Annotated in this window: 25 protein-coding genes, 1 other RNA gene and 1 pseudogene; 20 read left to right on the forward strand and 7 right to left on the reverse strand. The window is 31.5% G+C overall.

The window, feature by feature from the left end:
- Positions 1-167 precede the first annotated feature (167 nt).
- Positions 168-506 (forward strand): annotated as a pseudogene (locus ABH902_RS00205) (transposase); the annotation flags it as partial.
- Between the two features lie 11 nt (positions 507-517).
- On the opposite strand, the gene ABH902_RS00210 reads toward ABH902_RS00205, so the two are convergent.
- Positions 518-1,390 (reverse strand): helix-turn-helix domain-containing protein, encoded by an 873-nt coding sequence (locus ABH902_RS00210; RefSeq protein ID WP_404588516.1) that lies wholly within the window; start codon positions 1,388-1,390, stop codon positions 518-520.
- 609 nt (positions 1,391-1,999) lie between these two features.
- Between ABH902_RS00210 and ABH902_RS00215 the strand changes: the two genes are divergently transcribed.
- The 15 genes from ABH902_RS00215 to ABH902_RS00285 all read left to right on the forward strand — a co-directional run bounded on the left by ABH902_RS00215 (position 2,000) and on the right by ABH902_RS00285 (position 13,205).
- Positions 2,000-3,259, forward strand: a complete 1,260-nt coding sequence (locus ABH902_RS00215; protein ID WP_036071539.1) for a beta-ketoacyl synthase — start codon at positions 2,000-2,002, stop codon at positions 3,257-3,259.
- Positions 3,252-4,388, forward strand: coding sequence for a beta-ketoacyl-[acyl-carrier-protein] synthase family protein (locus tag ABH902_RS00220; protein WP_404588517.1), 1,137 nt, complete (start codon positions 3,252-3,254; stop codon positions 4,386-4,388). The genes ABH902_RS00215 and ABH902_RS00220 overlap by 8 nt, the downstream gene beginning before the upstream one ends.
- 15 nt (positions 4,389-4,403) lie before the next feature.
- Entirely contained in the window at positions 4,404-4,640 is a 237-nt protein-coding gene (locus ABH902_RS00225; RefSeq protein ID WP_036071542.1) for a phosphopantetheine-binding protein, read from the forward strand.
- A 71-nt stretch (positions 4,641-4,711) separates the two neighbouring features.
- Positions 4,712-5,329 (forward strand): class I SAM-dependent methyltransferase, encoded by a 618-nt coding sequence (locus ABH902_RS00230; RefSeq protein ID WP_404588518.1) that lies wholly within the window; start codon positions 4,712-4,714, stop codon positions 5,327-5,329.
- 5 nt (positions 5,330-5,334) lie between these two features.
- Positions 5,335-6,819, forward strand: coding sequence for an AMP-binding protein (locus tag ABH902_RS00235; protein WP_404588519.1), 1,485 nt, complete (start codon positions 5,335-5,337; stop codon positions 6,817-6,819).
- A gap of 35 nt (positions 6,820-6,854) precedes the next feature.
- Positions 6,855-7,199 carry a cupin domain-containing protein gene (locus ABH902_RS00240; protein ID WP_404588520.1) on the forward strand — a complete coding sequence of 115 codons (345 nt, stop codon included), beginning with the start codon at positions 6,855-6,857 and terminating at the stop codon, positions 7,197-7,199.
- A gap of 14 nt (positions 7,200-7,213) precedes the next feature.
- The gene (locus ABH902_RS00245; RefSeq protein ID WP_404588521.1) at positions 7,214-7,972 is read left to right on the forward strand and encodes a cyclase family protein; all 759 of its coding nucleotides are present in this window, start codon (positions 7,214-7,216) and stop codon (positions 7,970-7,972) included.
- A 38-nt stretch (positions 7,973-8,010) separates the two neighbouring features.
- Entirely contained in the window at positions 8,011-8,475 is a 465-nt protein-coding gene (locus ABH902_RS00250; RefSeq protein ID WP_052008449.1) for a hypothetical protein, read from the forward strand.
- Positions 8,456-9,121: an alpha/beta fold hydrolase gene (locus ABH902_RS00255; RefSeq protein ID WP_404588522.1), complete on the forward strand. Its 666-nt coding sequence runs from the start codon at positions 8,456-8,458 to the stop codon at positions 9,119-9,121. The genes ABH902_RS00250 and ABH902_RS00255 overlap by 20 nt, the downstream gene beginning before the upstream one ends.
- A 15-nt stretch (positions 9,122-9,136) precedes the next feature.
- Complete coding sequence (locus tag ABH902_RS00260) at positions 9,137-9,754, forward strand: 4'-phosphopantetheinyl transferase superfamily protein (RefSeq protein WP_404588523.1); 618 nt, start codon at positions 9,137-9,139, stop codon at positions 9,752-9,754.
- Positions 9,755-10,073: 319 nt separating this feature from the next.
- Positions 10,074-10,529: a hypothetical protein gene (locus ABH902_RS00265; protein ID WP_404588524.1), complete on the forward strand. Its 456-nt coding sequence runs from the start codon at positions 10,074-10,076 to the stop codon at positions 10,527-10,529.
- A 49-nt stretch (positions 10,530-10,578) separates the two neighbouring features.
- Complete coding sequence (locus tag ABH902_RS00270) at positions 10,579-10,965, forward strand: sigma-70 family RNA polymerase sigma factor (RefSeq protein WP_404588525.1); 387 nt, start codon at positions 10,579-10,581, stop codon at positions 10,963-10,965.
- 86 nt (positions 10,966-11,051) lie between these two features.
- A complete protein-coding gene (locus ABH902_RS00275; RefSeq protein ID WP_404588526.1) occupies positions 11,052-11,243 on the forward strand; it encodes a helix-turn-helix domain-containing protein in 192 nt (63 codons plus the stop codon).
- A gap of 392 nt (positions 11,244-11,635) precedes the next feature.
- Positions 11,636-11,998 (forward strand): DUF771 domain-containing protein, encoded by a 363-nt coding sequence (locus ABH902_RS00280; RefSeq protein WP_404588527.1) that lies wholly within the window; start codon positions 11,636-11,638, stop codon positions 11,996-11,998.
- A gap of 58 nt (positions 11,999-12,056) precedes the next feature.
- Positions 12,057-13,205, forward strand: coding sequence for a tyrosine-type recombinase/integrase (locus tag ABH902_RS00285; RefSeq protein WP_404588528.1), 1,149 nt, complete (start codon positions 12,057-12,059; stop codon positions 13,203-13,205).
- Between the two features lie 1,302 nt (positions 13,206-14,507).
- On the opposite strand, the gene ABH902_RS00290 is transcribed toward ABH902_RS00285, so the two are convergent.
- A complete protein-coding gene (locus ABH902_RS00290) occupies positions 14,508-14,816 on the reverse strand; it encodes a hypothetical protein (protein ID WP_404588529.1) in 309 nt (102 codons plus the stop codon).
- A gap of 225 nt (positions 14,817-15,041) precedes the next feature.
- Here ABH902_RS00290 and ABH902_RS00295 point away from each other — a divergent pair, with 225 nt between their 5' ends.
- A complete protein-coding gene (locus ABH902_RS00295) occupies positions 15,042-16,613 on the forward strand; it encodes a MucBP domain-containing protein (protein ID WP_404588530.1) in 1,572 nt (523 codons plus the stop codon).
- Between the two features lie 81 nt (positions 16,614-16,694).
- Here the strand turns inward: ABH902_RS00295 and ABH902_RS00300 are convergent, their stop codons facing one another.
- The 3 genes from ABH902_RS00300 to nfsA form a co-directional block, all read right to left on the reverse strand.
- Positions 16,695-17,972: a GHKL domain-containing protein gene (locus ABH902_RS00300; protein ID WP_404588531.1), complete on the reverse strand. Its 1,278-nt coding sequence runs from the start codon at positions 17,970-17,972 to the stop codon at positions 16,695-16,697.
- Positions 17,973-18,749 carry a LytR/AlgR family response regulator transcription factor gene (locus ABH902_RS00305; RefSeq protein WP_404588532.1) on the reverse strand — a complete coding sequence of 259 codons (777 nt, stop codon included), beginning with the start codon at positions 18,747-18,749 and terminating at the stop codon, positions 17,973-17,975. It lies immediately after the preceding gene.
- A 160-nt stretch (positions 18,750-18,909) separates the two neighbouring features.
- On the reverse strand, positions 18,910-19,641 hold the full coding sequence (gene nfsA / locus ABH902_RS00310; RefSeq protein WP_404588533.1) for an oxygen-insensitive NADPH nitroreductase: 732 nt from the start codon (positions 19,639-19,641) through the stop codon (positions 18,910-18,912).
- 606 nt (positions 19,642-20,247) lie between these two features.
- Here nfsA and ABH902_RS00315 point away from each other — a divergent pair.
- Both ABH902_RS00315 and ssrA read left to right on the forward strand, forming a co-directional pair.
- A complete protein-coding gene (locus ABH902_RS00315; RefSeq protein ID WP_404588534.1) occupies positions 20,248-20,733 on the forward strand; it encodes a GAF domain-containing protein in 486 nt (161 codons plus the stop codon).
- 154 nt (positions 20,734-20,887) lie between these two features.
- Positions 20,888-21,255, forward strand: a transfer-messenger RNA (tmRNA) gene (ssrA, locus tag ABH902_RS00320).
- A 90-nt stretch (positions 21,256-21,345) separates the two neighbouring features.
- On the opposite strand, the gene ABH902_RS00325 is transcribed toward ssrA, so the two are convergent.
- Complete coding sequence (locus ABH902_RS00325) at positions 21,346-22,491, reverse strand: tyrosine-type recombinase/integrase (protein ID WP_404588535.1); 1,146 nt, start codon at positions 22,489-22,491, stop codon at positions 21,346-21,348.
- A 62-nt stretch (positions 22,492-22,553) separates the two neighbouring features.
- Between ABH902_RS00325 and ABH902_RS00330 the strand changes: the two genes are divergently transcribed.
- Positions 22,554-23,210, forward strand: a complete 657-nt coding sequence (locus tag ABH902_RS00330) for a hypothetical protein (RefSeq protein ID WP_404588536.1) — start codon at positions 22,554-22,556, stop codon at positions 23,208-23,210.
- Here ABH902_RS00330 and ABH902_RS00335 read toward each other — a convergent pair.
- The gene (locus ABH902_RS00335; RefSeq protein ID WP_404588537.1) at positions 23,191-23,826 is read right to left on the reverse strand and encodes a hypothetical protein; all 636 of its coding nucleotides are present in this window, start codon (positions 23,824-23,826) and stop codon (positions 23,191-23,193) included. The genes ABH902_RS00330 and ABH902_RS00335 overlap by 20 nt on opposite strands.
- Between the last annotated feature and the right edge of the window lie 24 nt (positions 23,827-23,850).

Consider the following 23,850-nt stretch of genomic DNA (forward strand, 5'->3'; position numbering starts at 1 on the left):
TAATAGTTGTATAATTTTTAGATGTGGGTGAAAATAGTTTTCAATAAATTAAAAAACGATAACTATCGGTAACTATGTTATTTATGGTTAGAAAGTTCCGGACTGTGGACAAATTATTGATTAATTTCGATAATTTGTCTTTTTGTCTTGGTAAAATAGTTTTAAAATATATAATAACTAATAGAGACAGATATCATGAATATAAAAGTACTCCTATTGACTGTGGAAGTTGCTCCTTAATTGCCAAGTGCAGTGAATCAAAAGAGAAAAAAGCTAATTCAGCGACATTTGCGGGAAGATGATAGGGAATGCTGTGATTATATACGTCATTCCCTTGGAATAAAAGCAATCAATATATAATAATCGTAAACAAACAGTTGAACAATTATTTGAAACGGCTAAAGAATTTCATGGGTGACATTACACTAATTTAAATTGGTAAAGAAAAAATGCACATAAAAATTTGGTTTACTTTTACGTTCCTTAACATTAAAAAATTAGTTGAAAAACAAATCAACTATCCTCTAAGACTTTCTAAAAGATTAGAAAGTTCTTTTGCTTTTTTATGGAATCCTAAAAAATAAAAATAATTAATAATATTGTATGATGATTTATATGATTCATTGTCATCAAAATTACTCTCCATTAGGGTAATACAATTTTTGAGAAATACAGAAAATGATTTTTCATAAAGTTGATGTGTGTCTATATGTAAAGTATTTTCCATTTTTTCGAAAAAATACTTTGCGATTTTTAAATCATTTTTGTCAATAAATAAAATAATTATATTAAAGAAAAAAGAAAATGCTGATCTTTCATATATCCTTATTTCTGAAAAATCTATAAGATGGGAAATAACTTTTTCAGAATTTACAAATATATATGGCATTGGAAAAATCCACAAACAGTTTGTAAATATAGCAAGTTCAAAATTTCCCCATCTTTCGACTATATCCAAATGATTCATGAGTTTATTAATGTTATTCTTCTCATCTTTCAAAAATTCTTGATCATCTAAATTTTGCACTTTGATTAAACTTGATTTTATTTGTAGATAGCTCGCTAAATAAAAAAAATCAGAAGTTTCGTCATATAGTCTTAATAGCCATGTTAGGTCTTTTTGTTTAATATATTGATTGCTATAAAAGTCTTTAATCATATGTTCACTTATGAAACGTTTTTGATCGTTAGTCTGTTTTAGTTGCAAGGTAAATTCTTCAATTGTTACATTCAATTTATCTATTATTTTTAAAAGTTTGGTAAAGGGGATATCTACAGTCAAATTTTCATAAGAGGCTAGCGTTTGTCGTGTACAAATTCCGGATGACAGTTTTTCTTGAGTAAGTTTTCTTTCCTTTCTAATCTTATTCACTAACTCACCTGCAAGCATAAAATCCACTCCTTTTGTTTAAATATTTAACATTTAGACAATTATTTTTCTGATTTAAGTTATCTTTTAAATAATTGAAGTAATGATTTTTTTAATATTCTGAATATTCAGGATGCGAAGCAACTTAAGTCTATGCATTATTTATAATATTACGGAAGGAGGAAAAAGCATATGGTTCTATATTTATTTTTAATTCCTTGGGAACTAATCCCTTGGGATTAGTTATTTAAAGTAAATTTTTTGAAAGCGTGATAATTATTATTAATAGTAATCTAGTTAAAAAAATACCAAAAAGATTATGCGAAGAAAATATACTGATTGCAGATTATTTTATCACTCGGATTCCCAATTCAAATATCTATATTTCAAAAATTGTTGGTAGAATATATGTACTTAATTATATCAAAGAAGGGAAATTTTATCCATCACGTACTCCACTGTGCCAAATTAATTTATTGGGAATAGTTTATATTTTAATGATGGAAGAAGACGGTATTTTATTAAAAAAATATGTAAAGCAAGGGCAAATTATAGATTATAACTATCCACTGTTTCTAATACTAAAAACAAACCAACGAGGAGAGACATAATTAAGAGAGGTTATGTAAAATGAACGAAGTCGTTATTACAGGCATTGGTGTAATTAGTCCAGGAGGAAAAGATAAAAAAGAATTCTGGAGTAATACAGAAAAAGGCATTTCTTTTGTGGAGTTTGATGAAGAAATGGAAAAAATGAAGATATCTTCAAGCGTCAATTCAAAAATTCATGAAAATGTGGATACATTAATTGAAGGCTTTAAAGAAGTAAGAAATGAATCAAGATTCACAAAATTAGCTGTTTATGCAGCTGAACAAGCATTAAAGGACTCAAAAATTAATGATGGTAATACAGAGAGGAAAGATATAGGAATTATTAGTTGTTCAGCAATAGGAGGAACCCCAACTATACAAAAAATATATGAAGTATTAACTAATAAGGGAACAGAAAATTTGTCATACAAACCTGTAGGGAAAGAATTTTATAATGCAGGTATGTTCAATTTTCCAGGGGCTTACATGGCTCATAAATATAAAATGAAGAATATTTGCTATGCACTTTCTACGGGGTGTACGGCAGGCTTAGATGTTATAGGAGAAAGTTATAATCTCATAAAATCGGGTGTAGCTAAAGTAATTTTAACAGGTGGGGCTGAAGCACCTTTAACATCATTAACATACTCCACTTTAGATGTTATAAATGCGCTTTCTAAATGGAAAAATGACCCTTCAAAAGCTTCGCGCCCATTTGATATGAAGAGAGCAGGTTTTGTCATAGGAGAAAGCAGCGTATTTTTTGTTTTAGAAGAATTAAATCATGCAGTAAATAGAGGAGCGCATATTTATTGTAAGGTAGATTCATTTGCAAGTTATAATAATGCATACCACATGACTGATTTAAAAGAGTCTCTATATTTAGAAAAAGCAATGAGTCAAGCAATTAAACAATCAAAAAAAAATATTTCAGAATTTGGTTATATAAATGCTCATGGTAGTTCCACTAAACAAAATGATAAGTGCGAAACAGATGCTATTAAGTCAGCTTTTGGCAAGTATGCAAAAACAATACCTATTAGTTCCAGTAAATCTATGGTAGGACATCCTTTGTCTGTAGCTGGATTGGTTGGCACTTTAGCGAGTATAGGTGTGTTTGAATCTGGAATTTTGCCTCCTAACATTAACTACGAATACCCTGATCCTGAATGTGATTTATTTTATTTGCAAAAATGTAGAAAAGAAAATGTAAATACCGTCTTAACATCTGCTAGTGGTTTTGGTGGAATACATTCTGCATGTGTCTTAAGTAAATATAAAGGAGATTATTATGAGTAAAAAAATAGTAGTTACAGGCTTAGGAATAATCAACCCTTTAGGTAATACGATAGAAGAGTTTGAGTTTGGTATTTTAAAAGAAAAGTCTGCAATTTCAAAAATTACAAACTTTGATACTAGTAATTTCCCTTTTGAATTTGCTGGAGAAGTGAGAAATTTTAATGCAACAAACTATATTAATCGGCGATTCATAAAAAAAACAGATAAGTTTACGCAATTTGCATTAGCTGCAACATCTTGTGCAATTGAAGATTCGCATTTAAATCTTCAATTTTTAGAAACAGATAGAATTGGTATATATTTTGGAAATAATTCTGGAGGATGGAATATTTCAGAACGAGGTTTTGAAGAATTATATAAATTTGGACCTACTTTTGTAAATCCGTGGCAAGCAACGGCTTGGTTTCCAGCTGCTGCTCAGGGGTATATTTCAATAGCTAATTCAATTCATGGCACAAGTAAAAGTTACGTGGCTGACAAAGCCACTGGCGGTGTAGCTATGTTTTCAGCAATAAATTCAATTAAGAGAGGTGATAATGATATAGTAATTTGTGGAGGCACAGAAGCTCCGCTAACTCTTCTATCAGGTATTTGTCACTACGAAGCAGGGGAACTTTTAGATAAAAATGACGAAAAAGAAGGAATTCTTCCATTCTGTAGTAAATCTGACGGAACAATATTAGGAGAAGGAAGCTCAGTCTTAATACTTGAAGAATATGAACATGCACTTGATAGGAATGCTCCAATATATGCTGAAATAAAAAATATATCTACAAACTTTGGTGATGATTCTCTTGAATTAAATATGGAAAATTGCTTAGTACAATCAAAATTGGAGTATAAAGATATAGACCTATTATTACCCGAAGCAAATGGAATTGTTAAAAATGATAATGTTGAAAATCAAGCTATTTCAAATTTGAACTTAAAATACAATCATCAACCTAATTTAAAATTCCCTAAAAAATATTATGGACATCTATATGGAGCTCAAGCATCAACAGATGTTATTGCTGCAATATTATACTTAAAGAATGCAGATAAAAATAGCATAAAGACGAGAGCTTTAATTAATAATAGATCTAAAGAGGGAATTAACGTAAGCATTGCTATTGAGAAAATAGATTAGAAAGGAAGTTAAATAATGAATAAGGAAGAAATTATTGAATTTATCACGGATGAACTTTTAGATTTTGGTATTGAACCAGAAGAATTAAAAAAGGATGCTGATTTAATTAATGACTTAGGGTTGGATTCCACTGAAACAGTAGATTTATCTTTATCAATCAAAAAAAAGTACAATGTTTTGATCGAGTTTGGAGGAAGAGATAGTTTTAATTTATATGATCTTGTTACTGAGATTTATTCTAATGTGAAATAAATCTAAAAAGGCACTATGGAATCTGAAAAATTATTTTTCAGAAAATACAAAAATTAGGAGAATAGAAAATCATGAATGAACGTATAAAAAAATATTATGATAGTGCTTACAAGGAGAAGAAACCATCTCAACACGAATGGGTATCGGGAACAGCAAATCCTGAATTGGTAAGTCTTGTTTTTAATGAAAAGATTCCTAATTCTTCAAAAATTTTAGAAATTGGATGTGGAATTGGTTCAGAATCAACTTTTTTAGCAGTGAGAGGTATGAATGTTACAGCAATGGATATTTCAGAATCAGCTATTCAAACAGCAACAAAAATAGCTGATTTATATGGAGTAAAAGTACATTGGAAAGTTGGAAATATTTTAACAGTTGACCTTTTAGAAAATCATTATGATGTTATCACTGATCAAGGATGTTTTCATCATTTATCAAATGATGAAAGAGAAATATATGTAAAACAAGTAAATAAGGCTTTAAAACCGGGAGGAATGTTGCTAATTAGGGGTTTTTCAGACAAAATGAAATATACTGCACCGCAGCCTCGATTGTTAACAAGTGACGATTTGATAAATACTTTCCATGATAAATTTGTATTAGAGAAATTAGAACGAGTTTTGTCTTTCTCTACTGAAACAAGACATAAACCTTTAGGTTGGTTTTCAATTTGGTATAAAAGAGAGTGATTGTAATGAATAATATAAAGGATTACATTTTTCAAAACGAAAAAGATAAAAATACCGATTCTAAAATAGCAATTATACAAGATCATCAAAGTATAACTTATAGTGAATTAGAGAACTTGATTGATAAATTTTCTCTAAAACTTATTTTGGATGGTGTTGAGAAAGGTAGTTTTATAGCATTATATATGACCGATTCAATTGATTTAATATCTTCTTTTTGGGGAGCAATACAGATTGGTGTGATTCCGGTACTAATAAATATTAAAACCTCGTTACCTATTTTAGAATATATATACAAAAATAGTAACTGTACTGCAATGTATCTAAATAAGACTATGAAAGATAAAGAAAGTGAGATTAACTTTACAAATAATATTTATTACTGGAGCGATTTTGAACAAAAACAAATATGTTGGCGAAAAGTAAAATTAATTGAAAATACAGAAACTCAACCCATATTTGTTCTCTATACTTCAGGAAGTACGGGTAAACCAAAAGGTGTGATCCATTCGCAAAAATCTATAAAAGCTATATGTGAAAATTACCAATACACAAATTGTAGATTTCAAAAAGAAGATACGATATTTTCAATGTCAAAAATACCGTTTGCTCTAGGGGTAGGAACAAGTTGTATTCTCTCACAGTATTGTAAAGCAACGCTCATTATATCTGAATTTGAGATTATTTCAAATATACAAAAATTGGCAAACAAAAATTCGCCTACTGTTTTAGTGGGCGTTCCGAGCATATACTCTTCCTTACTAGATTTATTTTCAAAAAATAACCTTTTGTTTGAATCACTTAGACTGTGTATTTGTTGTGGAGAACCGTTACCTCCAATAGTTTCTGAAAAATGGAAAGATAGATATGATGTACCTTTGTTTGAAGGAATGGGAACAAGCGAATTTTTATATATTTTTTTCCTTAACACCGATAAAACGGGGAAAAAGGTGGGGAGTGTGGGGATTCCTATATCAGGATATCAAACTTCTGTATTGGATGAACAGGAAAATCCTATTATTAATAGAATTGGAAATTTGTATATTGAGGGCTCATCCATAATGAAAGGATATATAGGTCAAACTCCTATTCAGGACAAAGGAATGTACACTGGAGATAAGTTTAAAATTGATTTAGATGGTTACTACTGGTATAAGGGAAGAACAAATGATTTATTTAAAATTAATGGTGAGTGGTGTAAAGCTTCTGATATTGAATTCTTGATTTTGAATTATGAAGAGATTATTGAAGCAGCTGTTGATTTGCAATCAAACAACTCTTTGAACTATTTAGTTTATTACCTAGTGGTAAGTAATCCATTATCTTTTAATGTTACAAATTTCAAGAGATTTTTGCGAAAAAAATTGAATGCTAGATTAAGACCACAAGAAATTGTTCTTGTAAATGAAATTCCTAAAGGAATAACTGGGAAGATCAATCGCTTAGAATTGAAGAAATTAGAACCAATTAAGACATTTACAAGTATATAGATTTATTAATAAAATAAGAAAGAGGAGGAGAAATCATGGAAAATAGACGTACGAAAAAAGATTATGGAGAGCTAGAGGTTCTTATTAGTCCGTCATTTCTTGAAAAATCAGAAGTTTTTGTTACTTTGTGTACAATTAATCCTAAAACTAAAGCTCCAGTGCATGTTCATGATTATAGCCAAGAACATATCTATATTATTGAAGGTGAAGGAGACTTGGTAATCGAAAATGAAATTCAAACTTTAACTAAAGGTGACATTGCAGCAGTGCCTATGGGAGTACCTCATACAATCTATAATGAGGGAGAAAAGCCTCTAAAAGCTCTTTTGGTTATGGCTCCTGTAGCACCGGAAGGACATCTAGGGCATAGAAATATTTAGAGGAGAAGGCATTAATGAAGATAATCGATTTGAGTTTGTTAGTAAACAATAATCCTTCGGAACCGTTAAAACTAAAAAAAAGTAGAGTGACACATCAAAATGGTGCGAAACGAATTGCTAGTCGCACAGGATTACCACTTGATGTTTTTCCCAATCAAGAATATTTGTCTTTAGATACATTCGAGTTGTCTACGCATACTGGAACTCATATAGATGCTCCATTTCATTACGGAAGCAGATTTGATAAACAACTACAAAAAAAAATTCATGAATTGCCTTTAGAATGGTTTTTTGGATGCGGGAAAGTGATTGATCTTTCGTTTATTTCTAAAGGAGAATTAATTGAAAAAGCTATAATTGAAAAGGCTGTTATATCTCAACAAATCGAAATAAACCCTATGGATATAGTTCTTATCTATACAGGAATGGATAAATATTGGGGAACAGAAGAATATTTTTCTAACTCTATTGGATTATCCAAAGAAGCGATACACTTTCTATTAGATTTTAATATAAAGGTAATAGGTATTGATTCCTATGGATTTGATAGATCTATTTCAAAAATGGTCAATGATTATAATGAAACAAAAAAATTAGATGTTTTATGGCCTTCTCATTTTTATGGTAGAGAAAAAGAATACATTCAAATAGAACGACTCTGCAATTTAAGAGTTTTGTTAAATTTAAATCAGAATTTTAAGATTAGTTGTTTTCCAATAAATTTAGATGATGCAGATGCTTCTTGGGTTAGAGCTGTAGCTATTGTGGGATAATAAATGACTAAAATTGAGTTTGAGAGGGGGTTAGTATCGTGAAAGGGTATGTAGAAAATCAAATTACAATTTTGGGAGATTGTGAAAAAATATTTGAATATACTAATGATGTGTTAAACTGGTCGGAGTTATTTGATGAATATGAAACAGTAAAAGTTTTATTAAAAACTGAGAATGAAGTAACTTTTACTTTACGACACAAAAATGGAAATGAGTGGACTTCTAAACGAATAACAAATAGAAGTAAGATGAAAGTTAGAGGAAAACGAATGACTAGTATGTTCCCTTTTTCCAAAATGGATATTTATTGGTTTTATGAAAAACTACCTAGTGAAATAGGATGTACAATGTGTTGGATTCAAATTTTCAATCTGGATGAGTCTTTTGCTGAACATGAAGTTTATCGAATGGAAAGCTTTTTAAACAAAAATACTAGAAAAGAAATGAAACGAATAAAGAACATCTTAGAGGACAAGTGGAAAAATGATATTATCAGAAAGTGATTTAGATGTAGTTCTAATTGATAGTGTGTCACCAGTGTACATTTTTTTACATGGGCTAAACAATAACAAAGACTCTTGGAGTAATTGGAGAAAATACTTCAAAATTAAGCGAAAAAACTTTATCATATTTAATCGACCTGGGTATCAAAATTATGAAAAAGATAATTCAATGAAGTTTGATTTATCTTTTTATGTTTCGCTAATAGATTATTTAGTGAAGACTTATATAAAAAAAGATCAAAAAATTGTTCTTATAGGCCATTCTTTAGGAGGATTTATAGCAATCAACCAAGTCTTGAACAGTAGATATACTATCAGTGGTCTAATTCTTTTAAATTCTTTTTATAGATTTAGAACAGATAAAATAAATATTGATAGTAATCATGAACATTGGAGTATTGAATCTGATCTTAAATTAGTGAAGGACAATGATTTTACATCTTATTTAGGATTGATAAATACAAAGGTAATTATTATTCAAGGTAAAAATGATACTGTAGTTTCTATTAGGGTTGGAAAAAAGATGCATGATAGTATAAATGGATCTAAATTGATAACTGTAGAAAATGCGAACCATAATTCTTTACTTGAATGCAGAAAAATGATTGTTGAACAAGCAAACTTAATTTTTAATACTATAAAATAAGTGGGGAATCTAAATATGAAGGTTAATTTTACATCAGAAGGAAATTTACCTATTTTGGGAATCTCAAAGATGAACTATTCGTATTTTGATAATAATATTGAAAGGTACTTGCGTTTTTTTTCAGTTGAAGAAAAAGAAGAAATAAACAAGATAAAAAGAAAAAAGAAACGTATACAAACAATAATTTCGCATCTAATGATTAAAAAGTATATTAGTCAAGAAGTTACAGATTTTTCTAGTTGGAATGAAGTTGTAATTTTAAAGAAAGAATCAGGCCAACCATATATTCTTGGAACTTCTTTATCAATTAGTATATCTCATTGTGACACTTATTGTTTTTGGGGAATAACAAAAAATAATATAGTGATTGGTGTTGATTGTGAAAATATAATTTCTGATAGATTTATAAATCTTACTTCTGGTTTCATATTAAGTTGGAGTGTTAAAGAAGCGTTTTTAAAAATGCTAGGAGTTGGGTTTAAATTTGGTATTGATTCTATAGAAATCGATTTTTCAAAGAAAAAGATTATATTGAATGAAAATTATAGACCATTATTTCACTATCAAAAAGTGTTTTTAGACACATTCATTGTAGACAATACTCTATTTAATATTTGCAGAGCATTAAAATAGAAAAACGAAATGGAGCTTTTATCATCCTCATTATTGTTTGAAATAGAAAAATTTTTGACCAAACACTTTCAATATCTATAAAAAAGATTTTGAGACTTATCTCAACGTTAAACTGTAGGCAAACTACTTTTCAGTGAATTTAGACTGAAAAATAGTTTGTCTTTTATTGTTTATAAAAAAAAAAGGTTGATATGGAAGGGAAAATCTACACTTTGGAGTAAGCGCTTATGTTCTAGCTATCTTTAATTCTAAATTTTTTTGTATTTCTGTGTCCTTTTTAATCCCAATTTTATTGTTAAAGAATGAAGGAGGAGAAACAATGGACCAATTTGATGAAAAGAGTGCAATCTATGAGCAGATGACCCTACTAATCGAAGAAAGGAGGAAAATCACTCAGTCCTATTTTGATCTAAAAGAGCGTTTAGAGAAATTGGATAGTCAGCCAAAGGAAATAAAATCATCGTTGATAATTCAAGACAACACCAAAAAGCTAAGTTCCGAAATAGAATATCAAAAATATATGGCTGAAAGAGGCCAAATGAAGAATGGAAGCATTTCTTATTCTGATATCAGTTTAAAAATAGCGTCTATATTAAAAGAAGCAGGACGTCCACTTTCTGGTAAAGAAATATTTACTTTGTTGAATGAAAAGCAGACATCTAATCTTTCTTATGAAAATTTGACACATAATATTTTGCGGAGAATGAATGATGATTCCAAAGTAAATGTAGAGCGAGCGTATAGAGGTTATTGGCAATATAGATTACATTCATAAAATTATCTATTGGTATCTCTTCTTAAAAATTTTGGAAGAAGTGATAATAATGAATACTACAGATGATCGGATTAATGCTCAATTGACAAAATATTTTCAAACTGTCATCACTAATGCAGCAGCACAGTATTATAAAAAGAAATTCACGTTAATCGAAAAGGAACTATCTGAAGAATCTCTTAATTTAGAAAATTCTTTGTTTGTAAACGATCTTACTATTGCTGATATCACTATCTTTGGAATCCCATTAATCATTGAAAATAATGCCCTTTTACAAGCTATGGAAACACTTTCTAAGTCAGAACAATACTTTTTGGTTGAAAAGTTTATATTTGATAAAACTGATCGAGAAATTGGCGAAGTCTTAGGAATTTCCAGACAAGGTGTTACAAATTTAAAACATCGTTTATACAAAAGGCTTTACAGCCAATTATAAATTAAAAAATGGTTGTATTCACCTAATTCGTTCCCCTCCATCCTTTCTAACTGTAGTAGATTGAGAGGTTAGAAGGGAGAAACAAAATGGAAAACCTAAAGGAAATATTTTTACTAGCCAAGTTAAATAACCAACAAGCAACCGAAACACTAATAACCCGTTTTAGCCCATTGATGCACAAAATGGCATGGAAAACAGGAAATTATGATGAAGATTGTTTTCAAGAATGTGCTGTTGCATTTCTTATTTCAATCTCTAAATTTGAAATAAGAAAATAGTGATTAAGAGAGAGAAGTTACAAAAGCTTCTCTTTTTTTATTTTTTTGAGAAAATGTGTGTCTTTTTTCACGGGTTATTTATTGTTAATAGTGTAAGCAAATAAACGCTCTTTGAAAACTGAATATCCCATTTTTGAATTACGTTCCCTGTCATTCGAGCTAAGTGTAAATACGCCATAATCTAAAAAGTAGCGATACATGTTTAACACTAAACTTGAAATAGGAATTCAAGTCGCCATGACAATGACAGTAAATAATGATACTTCCGTAAGGCTCGCCGTAAACTGGGGAGAGGTGAAATTCCTATGTGCTTTACCTAAAGCAATTCAAAAGTGGTTAGAAAATGAAATAGTTACTGAGTAAAGTAAGTATGGATAGGTTAAAAACTAGAGGTGATAAATTTGGAACAGATCATTGAGTATCAGGCACGTATCATATTGCCCGAAAATTTTGTTCTAATTCAAAAAGATGAATATAAAGCTTTAAAAGGATTAGGATTTAAAGGAAACTGTGTTTCTGTAGAGGATTTTAGAAAGAAGCACACTTGCCTTAGTAGACCCATGTTTAATGAGCTAATTCTTTTAAATCCAAAATTCAAAAAGACATTAGATATTAAAGAGAACCCTAATGGATGTGTCGCATATCCTAAAGGGGGTAGCTCAGGAAAATATTATATACTAGAAAGCAAATTATTAACTTTTATTGAAGATAATTTTCCAGAAATTTTTGCTTACTTTGAAAAAAATGAGGTATAATAATATTGACCATATATATAGCTGTTTAAACACTCATCTGGAAAGAGATGGTGTTTGAATGAGTGTTAGCAAGCGTGGTACAAAATGGCGTGCCTTTATAAGTGTAAAAAGAGAAACTGGAGGATATGAAAATAAAGCATTAGGCAGCTTTTCAACTAAGTTTGAAGCCGTGAAAGCTGTAGAGTATGCACAATCAATTGCTTCAAAAGATAGACAAATGGCTTTTGCAGTCCCCTTTTATGAATACTTTGAATGGTTTTTTCAGAAATATAAAAAGGAATCTAGCTCAAGAAAGACTCAAGGACATTATCAAGATAGCAAGAGATACATTAAAAACTATCTTGGAGAACTCTCACTGTCTGATTTAACTAATGATAGGTATGTGGACTTATTAAATAGGTTCTCAAAAGATTATGCACCAGCTACACTTGAAAAATTCCATACTCATATGAGAGCATGTGTAAAACAAGCTTTTGCCCTAGGGCATATCTCTATTGAGTTTACTTCTGGAAGCTCTTTAAGAGGATTAGGGGATAAGACAAAGGAGAAACCTGTTTATCAAAAATATATTGATGATGCTCAGTACAAAAAAGTTGTTCAGTATGTGGTTCAACACAGAGATAAAGAATCCTCTATCTACTACGCAATAATTTTTGCTTTATTAACAGGATGCCGATTTTCCGAGATCGTTGGATTGACTATCAATGATCTGAATTTTGAGCAAGGTTTTATAGATATCAACAAGACCTATGACTACATTGAGCCTCCCTCAAATTCGACTGATTGGCTTCCTTGTAAAAATGCCAATAGTTATCGAAAAGTAGAAATGTCACAGAATTTAGCTGAGCTAGTTAGAGAATTATGGCAGTATCAATCAAAAAGATGCCAAGCTAGGAATATTCTCAATCCTCGTAAACAAGTTTTCTTTGATTGGCAAGAGGGAATATGTAATAATCGAAAAGCCAATATTGAGATTAAAAAAATTCTCGTTGAGTGTGGCATAACAGATAAGCCCAAATTTTCTATGCACTGCTGCCGCCATACATTTGTTTCTTTCTTAATTTACCAAGGTTATTCTGTAGAAGAAGTGGCTTTAATTGTTGGAGATATGCCAGAAGAAATTAGGAAAACATACTATCATGTTTTTCAAGAATACGATGCAAGAACTAGATCTAAAACTCGTGGCTTGATGAACTCTCTTTTTTAAACCGTTATTTAACCATGAAAAAAGTGGGTGCGAAAATGGTGCGAGAAATTGAAATGTATTTAAAGGTATTTTATGGAAACCGCTAAATAAAAGAGATTTGAAAACTATTTAATGGTATTTTTTATCATGTGGCTCTGGCCGCCGGTATACGTAACACCAACGATTGATTAGAATCGTTGGTGTTTTTTTGTGCTACAAATTTGAATTGTGAATACCTTTTGACTATCCATTTTTCATAAAGTTGGCAAATTGATTGAGCATCTGCTTATTTTTATTTTCGGTAACATGCATATAATAAACTATAAACGTTTGTTGTAATGTTAATGCCCGAATGTCCCAATCTCTCTTGAGCATCTTTAAGCGATATCTCTGCGTTAAATAAGAGAAGGGCATCAGTAGAGAAAAAGTGGATGATGCTGAAGATCTCGATAGAAATTTTTTAACTTATCTAACGTGATTCTTGATGCGAAAATATCAATTAAAATGGTATTTGACATTGATGCTAAGCTTGCCAGGGGCGATTTGTACTAGAGAATATTTTGTTTTTTGATACTTCAAAATAGCTTTTATATTATGTACTATTTCTTTCGTATTGCTGTCAGGCTTTCTGTTTTTCTCTATATGCTGTTTCTCCAAAACTCTCAGAAGACTGGTGCTCGATACAGGCCTATATGGTTATACATGCACTGAACAACCGGAGGAACTATATGCTGTTGTTTGGAAGAGTCTTTCCGCTATTACCGAAGTCTTAACTATATAATAATCTGCTTATACTTAATAGATATATTGATAATTCTCTCTTCTCATTTGGAAAAAGACCTTAACATAAGATTGGGGTTGTTACATTTTATCCTGACATGGAGATCAAAAGTGCAAAGCAGAATAAAATTAATTACTAAACATAGGCTAAACTTCTGAATAGATAGATTATTTAGGAGTTTTTTTATTTTGTTGAAACCTATGTGTCCTTTTCAAAGAATTGACTATGGTTGATTGTCAGAAGTAGTCTTTATTGATCATGCCTATAACTGTTTTTCAAAAACTGGTAAAACATAAATTGAAACAATGTGTCTTTAAAACTTGTTATGCTAAAAATCAAAGTTAAATAATGAATGTCGCTGAAAGAGAAGAGTGGGCGAAACAAAACTAAAAAACAGTTTTGTCTCGCCCACTACTTACGAATAATCAGGTTCTTCGGCAATTTCTCCAATTGCTCGAACCTAAACGACTTTTGGCTCAACCTCTCTACCCGTGAATAAATACTTTTGTTCCAAATTTTTTTGGCAACAATAGGCAAATTCATCACTTGACTTGCGAAAGAATGAGATATTTATTCCGCCCATCAATTGGCAGGAAGGAACGGACAGCTGATTCAACAGCATTTTTAGCATTTACTTCTAATTCAATAGGTTGATCAGTAACTTCGATAGTAAGCTCATTACTTTTTTCCCAATCAATTTTACATTGAACCGTATGAGTTCCCTCTGAAACATCAAATTCCAACGTTTGATTTCTCTTTATTTTACCAACTAAATCACCATCAATAAAGATAGTATAAAATCGAAGCTTATTTGCTCCCTTAGAACCACGAGTTAATTTAACATTCCCCATAAGAGCCCTCCTTTTTTCCAATTATAACATAGGAAAGGAGCAATATATATTTGACTTTTATGGGATTTACATTGATTTTTTGCTTATGAAATATCTGGATTTTAAGAATATTTTTAATAATTTGATCCAAATTAGCAAAAATGTATAGACAATTTCTTATTTTAACTTATAATTATTATTATAAAAAAGTTATTTTTTAAATAAAATTGATAAAAAGGAGATAAAATGAAAAAAGTCAGTACGTTTTTACTTATTTTAGGAATTGTAAGTTCCATTTTCTCTTGGTCAATAGTGGGTACAGCAGAAGAGCCTGCTATCCAATCAGCAAATTCAACTTATTCGCTTAATCAAAGCAGAGCAGTCGTGCCAACAGGGAAATTAGTCTTTAATATAAAAGATTCTGTAACAGATGCTGGTATCGAAGGAGCTTATTTTACTGTTACTTCAAAAAGTAACCCCCAAGATGTAACTTTAATGAAAACAGATGAAACTGGTCAAGCTAGCTTTGATTTTCCAATAGACGAATATTTAATTAAGCAGGTTGGTACAACAGATAAGAAAGAAAACTACACATTTACCACAATTGGGTTCGGTCAGCTTATTGAGGCAGGTAAAACAGTCAATTTGGTTGGCCGTGAGCGTAAACTTCCTGGAGCCTATGCTTTTGGTAATAGCCCGGACGTGGTTCATGTTCCTTTAAACAGTACATTTGATTCTTCTGTAAAGACACAAGGAATTCAAGCCTATCGTCTAAACTCAGACGGAACATTAGGCACACCGATTTCTAGCGGACAGACTTATGCCTATTATAATAATGTAGATACGAGTAAACCAGGCGAATATGTTTCTATTTATATGGCTCGGCAAACATTGTTTAATGAGAATACCACGCATGTTTTAAAAGTCATTGTTGATCCTGCGGCGCCAGTAGCTGGCGCTGATCTGACTATTCGTTATCTTGATCAAGAAGGTAACCAGATTCATGATCCGATAACTCTTCAGGGAATAATAGGCGATGCTTACAATACAGCAGCAGATGGACGTCGCTTGGCAATAGACGGCTACACTTTAGACGAAACAAAGCTGCCGACAAATGAACAAGGAATTTTTACCGATCAGGAACAGACCATTACGTACGTTTATACAAAGGATCCCGTCTCGGTAGAAAATGTTAAGGTTCAGTATCTGGATCAGACGGGAAAAGTCCTTCATGAGCCGCAACTCTTAAAGGGAATAATTGGTGCTGCCTATGATACAGCAACAGATGAGTACCGCTTGGCAATAGACGGCTACACTTTAGATGAAACAAAGCTACCGGCAAATGAGCAAGGAATTTTTACTGATCAGGAGCAACTAATTACGTATGTTTATACGAAAAATAAAATCAACGGGCAAAATGTGATTATTTATTATGTAGATCAAACAGGAAAAAAAATCCATGAGCCACAGGTTTTACAAGGAGCGCTAGGAAGTTCTTATAATACAGCAAACGATCAGTACCGCTTAAACATAGCAGGCTATAGCTTGGATAAAGCAAAACTGCCTGCAAATGAACAAGGCGTTTTCACGGAGCAAGAGCAGATCGTGATATATGTTTATAGCCCAATTTTACCGGAAGTGGCTACAAGTGATTCATCTAATAACCTTAATGCTGTTAAGCCATTAGTCAATGGTTCTGTCATTGAAAAGAAGCTGCCTCAAACAGGAGAGAGAAGTGCAGTTTTACCATTTATCATTGGTGCTGTTTTTTTAACCGCCGGCACATTTTTCCTTTTAAGAAAAAATAAAGTAAGATAACATGAAAAAACCAAGAGCAACGACTCACAAGTCTCTCTTGGTTTTTTGTTTTAGTAGTATCAAGCTGACAAAAGTAAGTTTTTACAGCTTTATAGATAAAGTAGCAGTAAAAATTTGATTTATTCGTTCAATTGAGAAATCCACACCCGTGTAATTGTCACAAATTTTAGTAATAATATATAGACCGCGACCCGCATTTGTTTTTTTACTGGTATAGCCTTTAACTAGCAGACTATTCAAAGCGACAGTAGAATGGTCTGCATTTTTGATTATTAAAAGAATAGAATCGGTCGTTTTTTCCAGATTCATGTAAACAATCGGTTCATCTTGCTCGCTAACTGCTTCAAAGGCATTCGATAGCAGGATCGATAAGCAGCGAATGAAGTCAATCAGCTCCATTTCAAGTTCAGTGATTTTATTTTTTATAACAATTTGAAATTGTATCTCCTGTTCGATTGCTTGTTCTCCAAATGAAGCTAACACGGATTGAACGGGCGGAATTGGGACCTTATCTAATTCAGTATAATAGTCAGGAACTAATACCGAGGCAGAATAATCGACAAGAGAAGTAACATAATTTTTTGCTCCTTCGAGATCTTCAGCTTGTAAGTATCCGTTAATACTTAATAAAAGACCATTATAATCGTGACGGAAATCACTGATCTGTTCATATTTAGCTTTAATTTTTTTGAAATTTAAAACTAATAACTGATATTCATCCATTTTTTGTTGAGAAACGGTAAGGATATAGAAAAATATAATAAACAAAAGGGCGCTAATCATTAAAGTAAGAATACTAAATATGAAGAAGCTAAGACTATAAGTGCTAAAGATGAATAAGTGACTAATAAAAATAACAGAATAAAGTAAACTAATCGTAATGCCTTCTTTTTTGTGTCTTTTTTTATTGTTAGTTAACAAGGTAATGACATTGTATTTTTTGACGATGCAATCGGTAAACAAACAAATAAAGATCAAAAGAATCAATTGCAGACAAAAAAGCAATAGTACTTCTTTCAATGAAGAACCAAAGCTAACATTAAAAAATGAGCCGGGTAAAAAAAACGTGAATAACCACAAAGAGGCAATTAGCATGGTTTTCCATAAAAAAGAAATCAGTGGAATTCCCCAATTTTGAAAGCGATGTAATAATACGCAAAAACGAACAACAAGAAAAACTAAAAGCATTAGAATATTGATGTTATAGCTAAAAAAGAAACTGAGAAATAAAATGGCAAATAAATATAAACTTAGCAGTAATGTCGTTTTTTTAGGAAGCAAAAATCTGGAATCCATGCCCCAAAATAATATAAAGCTATTCATAATTAAGACGGTTTGATAGTTCATTCCATAAAGCAATTAGACAGAGCTCCTTTTCACATACGATAAAAAGGCATGACTGAATTTTTGAATCATCTTTGCTCCTAGCAGCAGTTCAGTTTGATCGGAAAAAGTCAGCGTTTGTTCTTTTTGGTTATATGATTGTATGTGGTCAAAATTGATTATTAACGAATTTAACTCTGTGTAAAAATAAGGCGCATTTAACTTGCGTTTTAGTTCCGAAATTTTCCCTTTGCAGATGATTTGCTGCTGTTGTGTTTTTATTTCAACTTTGTTTTTTTGTGATTTGACAGAAGCAATATAATAAATTTCTGAGAAATGAAACAACCGTTTGGTACTTCCAGAGTAGACGGTTAAACTGTTGGCTTCGTTTGTTGTTATATTTTGTTCTATCTTTTTTAATAAAGAATAAATTTCTTCCTGGAAAAATAAATTAGAGGTCGATTGTTTTACAATATAGCTTAAAGGATAAATTCGATTGTTAATGATTTCAATTCCTTTAGAAGCATCACCGGTAATAAAAATGATTGTAGCTTTAGTATTTAAGGCTCGTATTTTTTGAGCTACCTGAATTCCTGTAAAAGTGGAATGGAGATGTATATCTATGATAAACACATCCGTATTTAAAAAAGAAAACGTATTTAAATTTTCATAAAAATATAGATAATCTTTTATTAAATGAACATCAAATTCAATTAATAAACTATTCTTTGAAAATATAAGCATACTCTCTTTGATAATTTCCGCATGAGGTTGCTCATCTTCGATAATAAAGGCATTAATCAGATTTTTCATAAATGTCTTTCCTCCAATTTTATACTACTATATTATAAATAAAAAAAATATAAATTAAAGTGTAACGATAAAAAAATATGAAATATTGTTCTTTTTTTAACAAAAACAAAAACTACTGAAGTCTTCTTAAAAATGATTCAGTAGTTTTTGTTTTTGAACATTAAAAATTAAAGCCTTGCTTTTTAAGAAACTCCGCTGTTTCAGGACGCTTTGGCTCACTAAAATAGCTGAGAATCTTTGATTGCCAGTCAGCTGTCTGCTGATTGGTTGTTCGAGCAGTATAATAGTCAGTCATCGTTTGGTCATAACTTTTTAGTAGCTCTTTATTTGGAAGCTGGTAAGTATTTTGGGAAAGAATTTCCGCTTGCGGCAGACGAGGTTTTACTTCATTTTTAATTTTAGGATAACCGACGGATAGACCAAATAAAGGATAAGTAAGCGTAGGTAGCTGCAAAAGCTCTGTGATGGTAAAAAGATCATTCCGAATACCGCCAATATAACAAATACCTAAATCCATTGCTTCAGCACTGATGGCAAGATTTTGCGCGGCAATTGTAGTATCTACTACGGAAACAACAAAGGATTCTATTGTCGTTAAATGTTCGTCCGATTGACCGGCTTGATTCAGAAGCGTCTGATGTCGATATAAATCCGCAACGAATACGTAAAAAGCTCCAGTTTCTTCAATATACCCTTTACAATTTGAAATTTCTTCAATGCGCTTTAAGCTCTGCTGATCGGTTACTTCGATAATCGAGTAGGCTTGTAAAAAATTAGAGCTTGAACCACTTTGGGCAGCTTTAATTAATTGATTTTTTATCTCCTCAGGCAGCTTTTTGTTTTCAAAAGCTCGCACTGAGACGTGGTTTGTAATTAAATCGTTCCATTCCATCTGAAAGACTCCTTCATATAAAAACTCTAAGAATAGCATATCATAAATAAAATAGATATTTCTATAATTAGACTCAAAAAAGTACCTAGGGAATGAAACAATTGATAGAGCAATAGTTTTATTCCCTAGGTTAGTATGATACAAAAGAGTGATTTAACGTTTGATATAGCTAAAGAGCGGCTTTGGCGAAGGTTTAAAAAATGAATAGGCGGCAAGTGTTAGTGCGGAGAGGGTTGCTCCTGTAACAACGATTTTTTTCATACTGCATCATCCTTTCAGTTTTATAATAAAGTGCAAAGTTTGCACGGACGTGGACGGTAGGATTCGAACCTACACCTCATTCGATCGAGAATAAACATCCGTTAGTCCTCAAAGAGTTTTAACACCACGTTCATCCACAGGTTGTTTGTTTACTATGATTAAACTATAACTTTAATAAATTAAACCAAACATAAAAAAGCGTGAAGTTTATGTGAAAGGGTTTGAAATTGTTGTGAAGAAGCTTAAGAAAGTATCAGGGCAAAATAACTACTTAGGTAGCTGCTTCTTCAGCAGGATATGCTATAATAAACAGCAGTTATTAATAGAAAAGAGAGTGAAAAAATCATGTGGAAATCCGATCAAGAAAAAGAAGCGGCTTATCAATTGCTATTGAAACAACAAGCAGGTCTTCTAGAAATAGAACAAGATAAAATTGCAACTTTAGCGAATACCTCCGCGTTATTGGCGGATGCTTTGCCGGAAACGGTCTTTGCTGGTTTTTATTTATATGATGGCAATGAATTAATCTTAGGTCCTTTTCAAGGGAAGGTATCCTGTACGCGTATTACGATGGGAAAAGGCGTTTGTGGAGAAGCAGCCGAAAAAGCTGAAACGTTGATCGTCGCTGATGTAAAAACACATAAGAACTATATTTCCTGTGATTCAGCAGCACGTTCAGAAATTGTCGTGCCGATGCTACAAAACGGAAGCTTAGTAGGCGTGCTGGATTTAGATTGTGGCGTTGTCGAGGGTTATGATGAAATTGACCGAAAATATTTGGAAGAGCTCGTTGCTGACTTATTAGCCGTTGTTGCATTTGCGTCAGTTTAAACATTTTGAAAAAGAATAGAATAAAGCAGAAATCAAAAACATCGTGTTTCGATTTGTGCTTTTTATTTTAGAAACGTCTTACAGTGTCACTCTTTTAAAACAAGCTGGAATATGTTATACTGTTAAACGTAAGCTTATACTTTTAAATCCTAACGGGGACGTTACGGATTCGACAGGCATAGTTGAGCTTGAATTGCGCTTCGAAGGTTACGTCTACGTAAAAACGTTACAGTTAAATATAACTGCTAAAAACGAAAACAATACTTTCGCTCTAGCTGCGTAAAAACAGCGGGTGAAGATCCTCTCGGCATCGCCCATGTGCTCGAGTAAGGGTCTCAAATGAAGTGGGATACGCTAAATTTTTCCGTCTGTAAAATTTAGAAGAGATCATCAGACTAGCGAAAGTTCGGGCCTGTCATGCGGCATGAACTTGAGCGAACCTCTAAAATAGTATGACTATGAGCGTAGAAGTTTAAGTGGCAATATGTTTGGACGCGGGTTCGACTCCCGCCGTCTCCATTGTGAGATAAGGAAAGGCGTTACGAATGTTGTTTTATCAACGTTTGTGACGCCTTTTGGTTTTTCTGGTTTAGAGATTGATGTAGATTCAGTTTAGTTACTCATAAAATTGGCAAAACGCGCGGCAGTTTCGTCTTTTTTTCGTTGAGAAACATGAGCATAGATGTTCATTGTTGTTTGAATATCAGTATGGCCAAGACGATCTTGAACTTCTTTAATAGATGCGCCAGCTTCAAAAAGTAAACTGCAGTGAGTATGTCTGAAACCATGAGTAGTGATTGGTTTCAACTTATGTTTATCACAAACTTGTTTCATGTATTTTCTTGTAACAGTAGGTTGTAGAAACTCATTTTTAAGATTACTAAAAACTAACTGATTTTTATTAATCGTATTTATACCTATTAAAAAATAGCTTTTCTTTTGCGTATTATGCCACTTTTTCAATATACTTAGTGTTTCATCATCCACACTAACAACACGCTTAGAATTGCCTGTTTTTGGCGTTTGAATGATAAGTTTGGACTCTTCCCCACGAGTTAAAGTTTTATTGATTGTAATTGTCTGATCTTCAAAGTTTATGTCATTCCATGTAAGGGCTAAGGCTTCACCTTTACGCATACCAGTGTAAGCTAATACTCTAAACAACGAATAGATTTTTGGTTCATTTTCCTTTTCTAAAGCATTAAAAAATAGCTTTAATTGTTCTTTTGTATAAAAATTATCTTCTTTTTCTTCCACATTATCTTTGACCATTGGTTTTGTTACTAGTTTAGTTGGATTAGTACTTATTAATTCAATGCGTATTGCATAATCAAAAACCATCCCAGCATAATTCATGACCATCTTAAATCTCTTAAGGTTCTTAGCCCAAAAGTTTATAGCTTTTTGGCAGTGCTGAACCTTAATTTTTTTAATCCTCATTTCACCAAAATAGGGGAGAATGTGATTTTTAAATATTCGCTTTGTTTTAACAAATGTACTTTCTTTAACTGTATGCTGGTACTGTTCAATCCAATCGTCATAAACTTGTTGAAAAGTGTAATTTACTTCAGTCATTGAAATGCCTGTTTCAAATTCGAGACGTTTTTTATTTAACTTACTTTGGGCTTCTTTTTTTGTCTTAGCGTTTCTGATTGTGACATTAACTTGTTTCCCAGTTACATAATCAATTCCTAAATAAACTGTTACCATCCATAGTTTTTCTCCATTTTTCTTTTTATATTCCTTAAATGTAGCCATTATGTTCTCCTTCTACTTGGGCAAGCAATGAGATAAATGACTTTTGGCATCACTCCTTTCAAGTGTTAGATATTCAACTATTTTTGTTGGATTTGATAGAAAAATTAGAAGTTTTACCATCATTAAAACTGATCCAATCTAATACCGATGGTATTCTTGTAAAAATTAAGCGCGATGATTTTGATTTGTTCGATGATTTAGTTTATGAATGGGAGCAGCGTACTCGATTACACATGAGCTTTGATTTTTACAAAAAGATTTATCAAAAAGACGTTAACAATTACTTAATTGTTGATATGGATGGAGAACATAAATCTAAAGGTGCATACGTTAAAAAATTGGATCATTTAGATTATGATTTACCGATTGTTAACAAAGCAGTGGTTAATTACCTGGTAAAAGGTACACCAGTTGAGGAGACAATTAATCAGAGCGATAAGCTAATAGAATTCCAGAAGATCACTAAGATTAGTGGTAAATTTGATTACGCATTGTACGGTAAGAAAAAGAGACATGAACGAGTATTTCGATTATTTGCCAGTACTTCCGGAAAAGAACTCAAAAAAGTAAAAGGTGATAGTATTCAGAAAATCGGATATACACCAGATATTTGTAAAATTGTTAATACTGATGTGACGAATGAAAAAACTCCTGACTGGTTAGACAGGAGCTGGTATATAGAGTTGGCTCAGAAGAGAGTTAAAGATTTTCTTGGTTGAGATTATGGTGTTTATTTGAGTCTTTTTTTATTAATATAGTAGCTTCAATGCCTCTTAAATTACTTATCATATCATGTACTTGAGACCTAAATAATAACGCATCATTAGGAGTTAGTAATTTATATTCATTGTTAGTAATTTTTTTTATGATTAACGATAGTTGAGTATAGTGTTCATAGTATTCGTTATTAATTAAATTATCAGCTAATAATTTTTTGAAAAGTTTATCAGAATCAATCTCTCCATCTAAATTAAAATCACTTTCTGGATATACTATTTTAACTATATTTTTATAAATTCCTTCTAAATGTTCATATGAGTGCAGAATAGATTTTTTTGGATTCTCATATGATAACTTATCTAAATTAACTTTCGTTGATAATATTTCTGCCATTAAATTACCAAGATCATCTTTAAAAGAAGCTTCAATGTCCTTAATTTTTAAACTCTTGATATTACCAATGAATTTACTTATATAGGAGCGTACATTCCTTCTTTTAAATGAATAATTAACTTTATTACCACTAACGATGAGTATGAAAATAATCAATATGATAAATGGCCATGAAGTCAACAAAGTAGAAAAAAATGATAACAATTCCTTAAAAATTTCCATAATAAAACCCCGATTCTCTTTTCT

Source organism: Enterococcus sp. UD-01 (assembly GCF_044909655.1).
In the GTDB taxonomy this organism is placed as follows: domain Bacteria; phylum Bacillota; class Bacilli; order Lactobacillales; family Enterococcaceae; genus Enterococcus_L.